Source organism: Qipengyuania sp. R86523, from assembly GCF_044596365.1.
GTDB lineage: Bacteria > Pseudomonadota > Alphaproteobacteria > Sphingomonadales > Sphingomonadaceae > Qipengyuania > Qipengyuania citrea.
In genome coordinates, this window is the sequence record NZ_CP138997.1 from 2,569,115 (window position 1) to 2,582,032 (window position 12,918).

Annotated in this window: 10 protein-coding genes; 9 read left to right on the top strand and 1 reads right to left on the bottom strand. The window is 64.6% G+C overall.

Going from position 1 to position 12,918, the window contains the following annotated elements; genetic code table 11:
* Positions 1-13 precede the first annotated feature (13 nt).
* From uxaC to SJY12_RS12700, 9 genes are all read left to right on the top strand, one after another.
* Positions 14-1,414: a glucuronate isomerase gene (gene uxaC, locus SJY12_RS12660; RefSeq protein ID WP_397505549.1), complete on the top strand. Its 1,401-nt coding sequence runs from the start codon at positions 14-16 to the stop codon at positions 1,412-1,414.
* Positions 1,411-2,781, top strand: a complete 1,371-nt coding sequence (locus tag SJY12_RS12665; protein WP_397505550.1) for a mannitol dehydrogenase family protein — start codon at positions 1,411-1,413, stop codon at positions 2,779-2,781. Before uxaC ends, SJY12_RS12665 begins: the two co-directional genes overlap by 4 nt.
* Positions 2,782-3,121: 340 nt before the next feature.
* Positions 3,122-4,312, top strand: coding sequence for a hypothetical protein (locus SJY12_RS12670; protein ID WP_397505551.1), 1,191 nt, complete (start codon positions 3,122-3,124; stop codon positions 4,310-4,312).
* Complete coding sequence (locus SJY12_RS12675) at positions 4,309-5,652, top strand: DUF2254 domain-containing protein (protein WP_397505552.1); 1,344 nt, start codon at positions 4,309-4,311, stop codon at positions 5,650-5,652. The genes SJY12_RS12670 and SJY12_RS12675 overlap by 4 nt, the downstream gene beginning before the upstream one ends.
* Positions 5,649-8,447 (top strand): UPF0182 family protein, encoded by a 2,799-nt coding sequence (locus SJY12_RS12680; protein ID WP_397505553.1) that lies wholly within the window; start codon positions 5,649-5,651, stop codon positions 8,445-8,447. The genes SJY12_RS12675 and SJY12_RS12680 overlap by 4 nt, the downstream gene beginning before the upstream one ends.
* A gap of 17 nt (positions 8,448-8,464) precedes the next feature.
* On the top strand, positions 8,465-8,983 hold the full coding sequence (locus SJY12_RS12685) for a hypothetical protein (RefSeq protein WP_397505554.1): 519 nt from the start codon (positions 8,465-8,467) through the stop codon (positions 8,981-8,983).
* Between the two features lie 4 nt (positions 8,984-8,987).
* Entirely contained in the window at positions 8,988-9,599 is a 612-nt protein-coding gene (locus SJY12_RS12690) for a hypothetical protein (protein WP_397505555.1), read from the top strand.
* Between the two features lie 37 nt (positions 9,600-9,636).
* Entirely contained in the window at positions 9,637-11,679 is a 2,043-nt protein-coding gene (locus tag SJY12_RS12695; RefSeq protein ID WP_397505556.1) for a hypothetical protein, read from the top strand.
* Positions 11,680-11,725: 46 nt separating this feature from the next.
* Complete coding sequence (locus SJY12_RS12700) at positions 11,726-11,974, top strand: hypothetical protein (RefSeq protein ID WP_397505557.1); 249 nt, start codon at positions 11,726-11,728, stop codon at positions 11,972-11,974.
* Here SJY12_RS12700 and SJY12_RS12705 read toward each other — a convergent pair.
* Positions 11,971-12,891 (bottom strand): hydrogen peroxide-inducible genes activator, encoded by a 921-nt coding sequence (locus SJY12_RS12705; RefSeq protein WP_397505558.1) that lies wholly within the window; start codon positions 12,889-12,891, stop codon positions 11,971-11,973. The two genes, SJY12_RS12700 and SJY12_RS12705, sit on opposite strands and share 4 nt — an antisense overlap.
* Positions 12,892-12,918 lie beyond the last annotated feature (27 nt).

Genomic DNA, 12,918 nt, shown 5'->3' on the forward strand with positions numbered 1-12,918 from the left:
GCGGGAGAGAAGAATGAGCACGCCCCTGAAGCTGCATGAGGATCGCCTGTTCCCGGCGGAGCCCGGCATCCGCGCGCTTGCGTGCGAGCTCTATGCCGATGTCGCCGATCTGCCGATCATCAGCCCGCATGGGCATACCGACCCGGCGTGGTTCGCTCATGACGAGCCGTTTGGCAATGCGACCGAATTGCTACTGCATCCCGACCATTACGTGTTCCGTATGCTGTATTCGCAGGGCATTGCGCTGGAGGATCTGGGCATCGGGGGAGGCGGGGCCGATCCGCGTGCCGCGTGGCGCATCTTCGCCGACAACTATCACCTGTTTCGCGCCACGCCTTCGCGGATGTGGCTCGACTGGGTCTTCGCCAAGGCCTTCGGCATAGAGGTGCGGCTCGATGCGAGCACGGCCGATCTCTATTTCGATACGATCACCGAGAAGCTGCAGCAGGACGATTTTCGCCCGCGCGCGCTGTTCGACCGCTACGGCATCGAAGTCCTCGCCACGACGGAAAGCCCGCTCGACCCGCTCGACCATCACCGCGCCATTCGGGCCAGCGGGTGGGGTGGCCGGGTCATTACCGCCTATCGCCCCGATCCGGTGGTCGATCCCGAGTTCGAAGGCTTTGCCGACAATCTGCGCGCATTCGGCGACCTCACTGGCGAGGATACGCTGTCATGGCCGGGCTATCTCGCCGCGCACCGCCAGCGGCGCGAATACTTCGCTGCGATGGGGGCGACCTCGACCGATCACGGCCACCCCAGCGCAGCCACTGCCAATCTGTCCGATGCCGATTCTGCCGCGCTGTTCGATCGTGTGAAGCACGGGGGCGCCTCCGCCGCCGATGCCGAACTGTTCCGTGCGCAGATGCTCACCGAAATGGCGGCGATGAGCGTGGACGATGGCCTGGTGATGCAGATCCACCCCGGCAGCTTCCGCAACCATAACCACCAGTTGTTCGCCAGGTTCGGCCGCGACATGGGGGCAGATATCCCCACGCGCACCGACTATGTGCAGGCGCTCAAACCGCTGCTCGACCGGTTCGGGAACGAGGCGGAGCTGTCGATCATCCTCTTCACGCTCGATGAAAGCGCCTATGCGCGCGAACTGGCGCCGCTGGCGGGACATTATCCGTGCCTCAGGCTCGGCCCGGCGTGGTGGTTCCACGACAGCCCCGAGGGCATGCGCCGCTTCCGCCAGATGACCACCGAAACCGCCGGCTTTTACAACACGGTCGGCTTCAACGACGATACGCGCGCCTTCCTGTCGATCCCCGCGCGGCACGACGTCGCCCGGCGGGTCGATTGCGGCTTTCTTGCGCAGCTTGTCGCCGAACACCGGATCGAGGACTGGGAGGCCGCCGAGGTCGCCCATGACCTCGCCTATACTCTGGCGAAGCAGGCCTACCGCCTGTGAGGCTCGGGCCCGATACGCTCGCCCACCTGCCTGCCGATGTCGGTACATACTCTTACGACCGGGACGCGCAGAAGATCGGCATCGTTCATTTCGGGATCGGGGCGTTCCACCGTGCGCATCAGGCCTGGTATACCGATTGCGCGATGACCGCGGGGGACCGCGACTGGGGCATTTGCGGCGTTTCGCTCCGCTCGCCCGACGTCGCCCGGCAGCTCAATCCGCAAGACGGGCTCTATACGCTGACCGAACGGCGGGGCGATGCTGCGCAAACGCACGTGATCGGGGCGGTTCGCGAAGTGCTCTACGCCCCCGATCAGGCCGGGGCGGTAGTTACCCGGCTCGCTGATCCGGCCTGCCATATCGCAAGCTTCACCGTCAGCGAGAAGGGCTATACGCGCAGCCCTGACGGCGGCCTCGACCTTACCGCGGGACGCAGCAGCTTCTATCCCTTGTTGGCGCAAGGACTGGCCGAGCGCCGCGCGCGCGGACTGGGCGGCCTCACGCTCCTGCCCTGTGACAATCTGGCGGAAAACGGCAAGGTGTTGGCGCGGCTGATGGAGCAGTGGCTGGCGGCGGACATGCCCGACATGGTCGAGTGGTTCCGGCGCGAATGCCGTGTCCCGTCGACGATGATCGATCGCATCGTGCCGCGCAGCGGGCCGCAGGATCTGGCTGAGCTCGAGCAGCACCTCGGAATGAGCGATGCCGGAGCGGTCTTTACCGAGCGGTTCAGTCAATGGGTGATCGAGGACGACTTTGCCGGCCCGCGTCCGCAGTGGGAGAACCACGGCGTGGAGTTGGTCGATGATGTCGCCCCCTTCGAGACCGCCAAGCTGCGCATGCTCAATGGAGCGCATTCGCTGCTTGCCTATTGCGGGCTCGAGGCCGGCTATACCTATGTCCACGAGGCCGTCGCCGATCCCCGCCTCGCCGCGCTTGCCGAGCGGCTGATGCGCGATGAAGCGATCCCGACGATCACTGCCGCGCCCGGTCAGGATCTCGCGGCCTATGCCGGCCAATTGATGCAGCGCTTTGGCGACCCCGCGCTGATGCACCGGCTCGACCAGATCGCCATGGATGGTTCGCAGAAGATCCCGCAGCGCTGGCTCGACACGGCCGCCGTCCTGACACGCTGCAGCCTGCCCTGCGACGCGATCGCTGCAGGTTTTGCGGCCTGGGTGCGTCACCTTGCCGATGGCCGCTGCGTCGATGATCCTCACGGTGAAGAACTGCATGCGATTGCCATTACGGGAGGCGCACGCGGTATCGTCGACCGGTGCTTGGGGGCAGGAACCGGCATGACGGCGCTATGGTCCGGCTACCAGCATCTGGCACAGACCCTGTTATCAGCCGAACGGGAAGATTGAGATTTCAATTCCGCTCAGGCTTAAAAAAACCTTTCCGGATACTTACGGCTGCAAACCAGATATTATCCAAAACACGTTTACCGCGATAAGTATTCTGATATTGTGCAAGTACAGGCGATAGTTAACAAGCTAGTACTGATATATCTGTCTCTCACCTGCCGTATAGCGTCAAAAATACCAGTCTATACTTCACAATATTGCCGTTTATCGCGATGGTTAAGTCATAACTTTTTCAATCAATATCTTGAGGTTGTTGTTTTACCGCATCTCAAAGGCAGGTTCGGAAGGGGTTCGGACATAACTTGCCCCCTAATCGGGCGTTGGAGGTCAAGGCCCGCCAATGCTCGTTTCTGTAATCGGCATATTGATACTGGCAGTGACAGTGCTCGATGCGCTGCTCACCGTGCTCGATGCGAACGGGCGCAGCCTGTTTTCGACGCGCGCCTACCGTTTGTTCTGGTGGATCGGCCGCCACTGCGCGAAACTGCTGCCCTATCCAGTCGCCCAGCGCGCGCTGAGCATGGCCGCACCACTGATGATCGCGTTGATGATCGTCCTGTGGGTCAGCGGTATCGTGACCGCCTTCGCGCTCATCTTCTTCGGCGGCCTGTCGGTTGGCGATTTCATCACCGGGGGCGGGTCGCAGCCGAGCCTCGCTGCTGCTTTCCGGCTCAGCTGGGTCACGCTTTCGACGATCGGTTTCGTCGAAATCAGCCCGTCGAACATGGCCTATTCGGTCGCAGTGGCGCTCGAGGCGCTGCTCGGCAGCGTGCTGCTCACTTTCTCGATCACCTACTTCCTCAGCGTGCACCGGCGGATACTCGATTACGACCGGGTGGTCGCCGATCTTCACCACCGCATGGACGGCCGCGACGATCCGCTGGAAATCGTCGCCGAGCGTTATGCCGCCGAGGATATCGACGGGCTCGAACGCTGGCTCGAGCGGTTGCATGACGGGCTGATCGGCATGCACCAGGGCCTGGCCCGGTATCCGATCGTCTATTTCTACCGGCCCCAAGAGCGCGGACGTAGCCTGCCGAAGACGCTGCAGGCGCTGGGCCGGATCGCTGACGGGCTCACCCACTGCCTGCCATCGCCGTCGCGGTCCGACACCAGCCCGGCCTTGCGCGCGCTGACCGCGGGAATGAGCGACCTGGTGGGCGATTTGCGCGAAGCCTATGTGCCGATGCCCGTCGGGCCGACACCGCAGCCGGTATCGCGTGCCGAATTCGAAACCACGATGCGCAGCGACACATTGCAGGGCGCGCCATCGGTCATACGTTACCGCGAAATATGCCACGCGCTGGGTGACGTTGCCGACACGGACAGTAGTCCCGGCGATGCTTATACCCGCTATCGCAACTGGTTCCTTGCCGATCGGCAGACCCGCGCGTTCGTCGCGGCGGTGAGCCACGATCTCGGCTATGACGAAGACCTGCGCCCGCGGCGATCGTCCTATCTGGCAGCCCTGCTCAACCGCGGGCCCAAGCAACGTCCCCAGGCGCTGCATGCCCGGCGAGCGCAGCCATGAGAATACCGATCAACTACTCGGCCATTCTGGGGCGGCTGCGGATGCGGGTCCACCGCGCGTTCTGGATCGCGCCCATGCTGGCGATTTTCGGGGCGATCGCCACGGCGGCATCGGTCGCGCGGCTGGACTTCACCACTTCCGCAAGCCTTGGCGGCGTGCTGACCACGGGCGGCCCGGTGGGCGCACGCAATCTGGTCGAGATCGTGGCGACCACCTCGTTGACCGTGGTCACGATCGCCTTCTCGGTGACGATCGTGGCGCTGCAGGTCGCGGCAGCGCAATACTCCCCGCGAGTCCCGCGGCAATTCATCCGCGACCGCGCCACGCAGTTCGTGATGGCGGTGTTCATCTTCACCTTCGTCTACAGCCTCACGGTGCTCCGCTCGATCCACGAGAAGGAGGGGTTCGTCCCGCAATTCGCAGTGACGCTGGCGTTCCTCTTCGCGCTCGCGAGTGTCGTCGCCTTCGTTTATTTCATTCACCACATCGTCCACGCGGTTCGGATCGAGCAGGTGCTGCGCCAGGTCGAGGAGCACACCGTCGCGTCGATTTCCGCCAATTACGAAGCGCTCACCGACGACGACCCCAAACCCGAACTGCCCGCCATCCCGGCACATGCGGTGCCGGTCCTCGCGCCGGCTTCGGGCATCATCCAGCGGATAAATCCCCGGCTCCTGCTGCGCTATGCGCAGAAAGAGGACCTCGTCATCGAATACACCTATTTGCTCGGCGACCAGGCGGTGATGGATACCGCGCTGGCGTGGGTGTGGACGCGGGATCCCGACCGGGAGCAGCCCGATCCCACGGGCGATTTGCGCAAGCGCGTGATCCGGTCGTTGCAACTCGGGCATGAGCGCAGCGTCCAGGCGGATGTCGCCTTCGGGCTGACCCAGCTGGTCGATATCGCCCTGCGCGCGGTTTCGAGCGCCATCAACGATCCCACCACTGCTCGTGCATCGATCCGCTCGGCGGAAATCGTGCTCGTCCAATTGTCCAAGCACCGGCTGGGCGACCGGCTGATCAAGGATGACGATGGGATCGTGCGGGTCGCAGTGCCGCGGCGGTCTTTCGGCGACTATCTCGACATGGTCGTCACCCCGCTCAGGAACACCTGCCCGGGCGACATGGCGGTCATGCTGCGCCTGTGCGAAATGCTCGAGGATGTCGGCCGCGCTGCCGCGCATCGCGCCGAGCAGCGCGAGCGGATCGCCGCGCAGATCGAACTGGTGAAACGGGCTGCCATACGCGCCGTCGAAGAACAGGCCGACCTCGACAAGATCTTCCGCGCCGCGCATTCGGTCGAAGTCGCGCTGGCGGGAAAGCCGCCGCAGCTGTCATGACCCTGCGCCCTTCCACCAAGGTCCGCGCGGCGACGTTCTTCCTGCTCGGCGGTGTGACCAGCACGCTGTTCTACTGGATCGTGGGGCTGGCCGCTTTCCTGCTCGCGGTCATCTTCTCCGCCCGTTTCTACACCGAGGTCCTGTGGTTCGACGATATCGGCTATCTCGATGTCTATCTGACCATCGTGAAGACCAAGATCTGGATGGGGGTGGTGCCGTTCCTGTTCATGGCGGCAATGGTCGCGGGCAACATGCTGCTGGCGCACAAGCTGGCCCGGGTCGACCGGATCATTTCCGCGGACGAGCGGCGCGTGGACAGCTGGCGGCGCACGGCCGAACCCTATTTCCGGCCTATCGTGATTACCATCGCGCTGATCTGCGGCCTGCTGCTCGCGCTGCAGACCTATCCGCATTGGCAGGACTACATCCTGTGGGCGAATGGCGAAGAGTGGGGGCGTAACGATCCGCAGTTCGGGCGCGATCTCAGCTACTTCATGTTCGAGCTGTCGCTGCATGTGGCGATCAACCACTGGCTTTTCGTCTGCGTGCTGGTGGTGCTGCTGCTGACGGCGTTGACCAGCTATGTGTTCGGCGGCATCCGGCCGCAAGCGCCCAATTCGATGCTGCCGTTCCAGGTCAATCTGCATTTGTCGGCGCTCGTCTTCGCGTTGATGGCGCTGCTGGGATGGGGGATGCTGCTGCAATTGCATCTGCTCAGCTATTCCGAGCGCGGTGTGGTGACCGGGCTGGGGTTCACCGACTCCAATGCCAGCCTGCTCGCCTACAAATTCGTCGCCGCGGCAGTGGTTGCCGGCTTCGTGATGTTCCAGGTCAACATCCGCCGACCCGGCTACATCATTCCGACCGCGATCATCGTGTATCTGATCCTCGTCGGTCTCTCGATCGTGCGGTTCTATCCCAACCTGTTCCAGCTGATCATCGTCGAACCGCAGGAGCTCGAACGCGAGCGGCCCTATATCGAGGACCATCTCCAATTCACCCGCTACGGTTTCGCGCTCGATCAGGTCGAACGCCGCACCGCGTCGATTGCCGAAACGGGCGATCTGCAGGCGATCGCAGGCGACCGGCGCCTACTTGAATCGCTTCGGCTGTGGGACCCTGCAACGCTGCTGATCAATTTCCGCGAATTGCAGGCGTTCCGGGCCTATTTTGATTTCACCGACATCGATGTCGATCGTTACCGCATCGACGGTGAATTGCAGCCGGTCATGATCGCGGCACGCGAGGTCAATACCGAGAACCTGCCCGAGCATTCGCGGCGCTGGCAATCCGAACGGATGATCTACACGCATGGCTACGGTCTCGTCTCGGCATCGGCGGTCGAATCGACTCCGGCAGGCCTGCCGAAATTCCTCTCGGGCGACGCGCCCAGCGCCGGGATGGGGCCGCTGTTTGTACGCTATCCGCAGGTCTATTTCGGCGAAAATTCGCCCGAGTTCTCGATCGTCGGGACCAAGACGATCGAACTCGACCGGCCGCAGGAAGGGCGCAGCTTCGCCAAGCACGATTACGCTGGCGGGCGCGGGGTTTCGATCGACGGGCTTGTCCCCCGACTGCTGTTCGCCACCCGGTTCTGGGACCTGCGGCTGGCGTTGACGACGCTGCTGGGGGACGACAGCCGCATCCTGTTCCACCGCAATGTGCGCGACCGGGTCAAGCGCGTGGCGCCGTTCCTCGAAGTGGATTCCGACCCCTATCCGGTCGCCGCCGACGGACGGATCAAATGGGTCATCGACTGTTACACGACCAGCGACATGATGCCCTATTCCAAGCGGGTGAACCTGGGCGATCTGTCGCAGGTCTTCCAGGGCAAGCAGGAAGAGTCCGGGATCATCCCTGCCGAGTTCATCCGGCTGCTGGAACGGCGCACGCAGCGCGCGAACTACGTGCGCGGCAGCGTCAAGGCGATCGTCGATGCCTATGATGGCAGCGTGACGCTGTACGTCACCGACCCGGACGACAAGCTGCTTCAGGCCTGGCGCCGCGCCTTTCCCGACGCCTTCACACCGGTCGAAGAAGCCAGCGCGGAGATCAGGGCGCATTTCCGCTATCCGCAGGACCAGTTCCAGATCCAGTCGGTGATCTGGGCGGATTATCACATGCGCGCGCCCGACGCCTATTATGCGCGCGAGGGTGCCTGGCAGATCCCGCAGGACGCCAATTTCATCTCGCTGCGCCGCGAACGCGCGCGGCCCGGCCACGAACAACGCAATGCCGACCTGCGCCCCTATTGGCTGAAGACCCGCTTTCCCGGCGAGGAAGACGCCGAATTCGCGATCGTCCAGCCGTTCAGTCCCGAAAGCCGCAACGTCCTGTCGGGCTATCTGGTCGGGGGCAGCGACGGCGACCGGCTGGGGCGGCTGACCTCCTACGAATTCGCTCCGGACACGACGGTTGTCGGGCCCTCGCAGGCGCAGGCGCGGATCGATCAGGATCCGCGGATCTCGGCATGGATGACGCTGCGAATGCAGTCCGGTTCGCGCGTCTCGCGTGGCAAGCTGCTGACCGTGCCGCTCGACAATGCAGTGCTCTATGTCCAGCCGCTGTTCGTCCAGGCGGACAAGTCGAGCGTGTCCGAACTGCTCGGCGCCCAATTGTCCAGCGTTCCCGAACTCAAGCAGGTCGTCATCGTCTTTGGTGACCGGGTGCTGATGCGCCCCACGCTGAAGGGGGCGGTCGCCGCCCTGTTCGAAGACGAGAGCGAAGGCGCCGCGCTCGATCAGGCAACTGCGGATACCGCACCCGCTTCCCCCCAACCGACGCGCAGCAACTAGGCGAGAAAGGCCCAGCCATGCTTACGATCATCCTCATCCTGGTCATCGTGGTCATCCTGGCCAGCCTGATCGTCGCCGCCCTGCGGCGCCACGACAGCAACAACTATTTCGATCAGGATCGCCAGCCGTTTTACGCCGAGCCCGACGAACTGGTCGATTGCGGCCTGCTGTATTCGCAGAAGGACTACGAAGGCAAAGAGTCGCACACCTATACGGTAACCCCGGCGGGGGAGGCCGGGCTGCGGGCGTGGCTGCGCGAGCCGACCAACGATCCCGGCTTCCTGATGCGCAATTACGCCGGGATCGTCGAACGGCACGACCCGCTCGAGGTGGCGCGCAGCCGGCGCCCCATCCATGCCGCCCGCAAGGCCGAATACGAACGCCTCGAGCAGTTGCTCGTGAACCGGCCCGAGTGGCGCTACGCGCTCGCCGCCAGCCGGCTGGGCATACGCTTCGAACGTGCCTGCCTGACCTTCTGGAACGATGTCGCGAACGAGAATTCGGCCGAGGGTCGCGACCAGAGCGAAGCGGAGTAACCCCATGCTGCTCATCATCCTGATCATCGCCTGCATCCTCGTCCTGCTTGCCTATCTGGTGGTCACCGTCAGGCGGCACGACCGGAACGCCTATGCCGATCGCGAGCGCGACCCCTTCTACAGCGAAATGGCGCGGCTCGCGGCGGCCGGGCTGCTTTACGAGGAAGAGGAACGCAGCATCGGGCGGCAGCGCCACTCGTTTATCGTAACCCCGGCGGGCGAAGCCGTGCTGCGCAACTGGATGCGCGAGCCGATGAACGAGCCGGGACTGCTGCGGCTGTATTTCGCAGGCATCGTCGGCCCGGCGGATGTGGTCGCCCTGGCGCGCGAACAGGCAGCCAAATGCACCGAGCGGCTCGCGAAATTCGACCGCGTCGACGAGCTGTTCGGCCGCAAGCAGGGCTGGGAGGCCGAGCGCGCGCATCTCGAGCTGGGCCGACGCTTCGAAACCTTCTGCCTCGAATTCTGGGAGCGGCAGGTCGACCAGCCATTCAACGCCCATCTGTTCGCCGACGACGGCGGCGAGAACGAGGATCCGGGCACGGACGAAAAGGCACCGCGCACTGGGTCCCAGCACGACGACACGGGCTCAGCCGACCGATCCGACGCGGATTAGGGCCCCGCCTGCGATTCCCACTGCAAAGGAGGAAACCATGAAGAAGCTCAACACCCTGGCCGCGGCGACAGCCGTATCGGCGTTAAGCGCAGGATATGCGGCCTGTGTACCATCAGCCGCAGCTGCGCAGGATGGCGGCGCAAGCGGCACCGGGTCGCTGGTCGAACAGGCCGACGCGGTGACCCGGGAGACCAGCACCGCCGAAATCGTCCAGCGCTCCGACCAGTCGGGTACGTTGGGCGAAGTGACGGCGATCGAGCTGTTCACCGGCCGGCAGCTACAGCCCGACCCGGCCCGCGGCATCTTCCAGAAGGCGCGCGGGGCGACGGCGCGGATCACCTATCTCGGGGTCGATAATGCCGCGGCCATCTACCAGAGCGACGACGCGGGTGATGGAGCCGACGGTTCGTCCGCGACGATCCGCCTTGGCAATGACAGCGCTGCGGGCACCGACAGCACGGCCTATATCGATCAGCGCGGCGACAAGGGCGTGGTCGATATCCGCCAGCAGGGCGATGCCAATTTCTCGGTCGGCATCCAGCACGCCAATCCCGCGGGTGGCGCCAGCGGTGCGGAACAGACGCATACGCTTGCGGGCCACGACCATCGCAGCGAAATCGTCCAGGAAGCAAGCGGTACGCTGGCCGATGTCACGCTGTCGCAGGGCGGGGGCAGCACGGGCCAGGTGCGCCAGACCCAGATCGGCGCCAAGGCGTCGATCGCGATCAAGAATGGCCCCTCAAGCCGCGCGCGACTGGTGCAGACCGGTTCGGGCCGGGGTAACGTGGCAGACGTCGATGTGGATGGCGGTGAGAACACCACCGATATCTCGCAGCGCGGCGAGGATGGAGCGCACGAAGCCAGCGTGGCGCAGGCGGGCGAGAAATCGGAAGTTGCCATCGTGCAGGAGGGCCGGAAGGGCAATGTCACCACGATCGACCAGAACGGGACCGATGGCAGCGCGGTAGTGCGGCAGGAAAATTCGCCGAACAACAAGGCGCAGATCGATCAGGCGGGCGCGGGTTCGGTAAGCCTTGAAGGGCTGATCGAGCAGAGCGGCGCGGGCGGCAACAATTCGGCCGATATCGACCAGACCGGCAGCACGCACACCGCGGTCGTCCGTCAGCGTGGCGCGGGTGGCGGCAGCGTCGCCGGGATCGACCAGTCGACCGACAACACCGACGAGAACGAGGCGACGGTCGACCAGGTCGTCGATGCCGCTTCGGGTACCGACACGGTCGACATCGATCAGGGCGGCAGCGCGAATCGCGCGACGATCGAGCAGAGACGCGGGGGCGGCAACACGGGCAGCAATGCGAGCGTCACCCAGCCCGGTGGCCGCGGCCGCGCAACCGTGGCCCAGGAAGGGCCCGCGCTGAAAGCCCAGATCGACCAGAACGGCAACGCCAACGAGGGCGAGATCAGCCAGAAGGGCAAGGGCACCGCCGGCGAAGCGTCGATCAAGGCGGGCAGTGGGACCGACAACAACATGGCCCGCATTTTCCAGGAAACGGGCGGGACGATCGCTTCCATCGACCAGACTTCTCCCAACAACGAAGCGACGATCGAACAGGCCAATGCGCAGCCTGCGGCGGGGACGGTCGAAGCCGATATCGACCAGAGCGCGGATGTGCAGAATATCGCTTCGATCGTGCAAACGGGTGGGGGCACCGTCCGCAGCGCTTCGCTGGCGCAGTCGGGCCGCGAAAATGATGGCGCGATCGACCAGTCGGGCGCGGCGAACGGCATGACCGCGAACGTCCAGATGGCGGGAGATCTCAATACGGTGCAGCTAACCCAGGACGCCCAGGGCAATGGCAACCTCCAGGCCGAACTCAAGCAGCAGGGCGACGGGAACTCGATCACCTGGGACCAGCGCGGCAGCGAACTGGGGGCCACCGTCACGCAGCAAGGTTCGGGGAACGCGGTCGAAGTGACTCAGTCGGGCAGCGGTTACGATGTCAGCATCACGCAGAACGGCGACAACAACAGTCTGCGGATCACCTATTCCGGTCCGTCCGAGGGCGGGGGCGGATTCACCGTGGTGCAGAACGGCGGAGAAACCCGTCATGCTGACTAGCCTCTGGCTCGCTTGCGCAGGATTGGTTGCGGCCTGGCCAGCTGCGGTGGGTGCAGGCTGCGAAAGCTGCGCGGAAAGCTATTGCAGCGATGCCGGTGCAGCGCCGCAGGGAACGCTGGTGACGAGCAGCGCGACGATCGGCTTCGCAATTGCTGAGGAGGGTTTGCGGCTGACCGTGCGCCATCGCGGATCGAGCGCCGAAACCGTCCTCGACCTGCCCTATCCTGCCCCCAAGCGCGCCAGCCACGCGGACGAGGGCGGGGCGGGCGGCGCCTGCGATCCGCCGGCCGGTTAGCCCCTGGGGCCGGCAGCCGGCAGGCGGATTCGCGCTTCTTCGGCGATGGTTTCACCGATTTCGGTATAGAGTTCGGCAAAGGCCGCGGAGGACCGCCAGGCGACGCCCACGCTGCGATATTCCTGCCAACCTTCCGGTTCGGCGATGCGGACGACATCGAGCCCGCCTGCATCGGAGCGGATGTAGAGTTCGGGCAGTATCGCCAGCCCGACGCCCGAGCCGACCATCTGCTGCACGGCATCGAGGCTGGTGCCTTCGTAATCAGCCAGCACGGTGGCATCCAGATGCCTGCAGATATTTTCCAGCTGGCGGTGGTAGTGGTGACGGTGGTCGAGCGTAAGGAATGTTCGGCCAGCGAAGTCGGCAGCGACCAGTCGCGGTCGTTCGTTCAGCGGATCGTCGGGCGGGACCACGATGCGCAGCGGCTCGCGGAACAGCGGTTCGATGGCGAGACCCCGGCCCGCTATGGGCAAGGGGGAAAGCACCATGTCGAGTTCGCCGGCCGCCAGTTCCGCGTGCTGCTGGTCGGGAATGCCTTCGCGGATGTACAGCCGCAGCCCCGGATAGCGCCGATGCAGCGTCTTGATCACGCTGGGCATGAGGTAGGGGCCGAGCGTTGGCGTCACTCCGAAACGGATCGATCCCACGAAGCGTTCGGCCGCGCGGTCGGCGGCATCATCGAAGTCGCGCACCGCATTCTGTACATTGCGCGCCGCGCTCAACAGGTCGCGTCCTGCCGGGGTCAACTGCATGCCCTTGGGGACGCGTTCGAACAGCTTGAGCCCCAGGCTGGTTTCGAGCGTGCGCAACTGCTGGCTCAAAGCCGGCTGGGTCAGCGCAAGGGCGGTCGCCGCCTCGCTCATATTGCCGGTGTCGGCGAGCTTCGCGAAGATCGCGATCTGCTTGAGAGTAGCCATGCTCTCCCATTAGCTTTTCTTATGGGT

Bases quoted from the DNA above. Each gene is read 5' to 3' on its own strand.
- SJY12_RS12680 (WP_397505553.1), top strand. From the start codon at position 5,649: ATGACCCTGCGCCCTTCCACCAAGGTCCGCGCGGCGACGTTCTTCCTG.
- SJY12_RS12705 (WP_397505558.1), bottom strand. From the start codon at position 12,891: ATGGCTACTCTCAAGCAGATCGCGATCTTCGCGAAGCTCGCCGACACC.
- uxaC (WP_397505549.1), top strand. From the start codon at position 14: ATGAGCACGCCCCTGAAGCTGCATGAGGATCGCCTGTTCCCGGCGGAG.
- SJY12_RS12675 (WP_397505552.1), top strand. From the start codon at position 4,309: ATGAGAATACCGATCAACTACTCGGCCATTCTGGGGCGGCTGCGGATG.
- SJY12_RS12670 (WP_397505551.1), top strand. From the start codon at position 3,122: ATGCTCGTTTCTGTAATCGGCATATTGATACTGGCAGTGACAGTGCTC.
- SJY12_RS12685 (WP_397505554.1), top strand. From the start codon at position 8,465: ATGCTTACGATCATCCTCATCCTGGTCATCGTGGTCATCCTGGCCAGC.
- SJY12_RS12695 (WP_397505556.1), top strand. From the start codon at position 9,637: ATGAAGAAGCTCAACACCCTGGCCGCGGCGACAGCCGTATCGGCGTTA.
- SJY12_RS12690 (WP_397505555.1), top strand. From the start codon at position 8,988: ATGCTGCTCATCATCCTGATCATCGCCTGCATCCTCGTCCTGCTTGCC.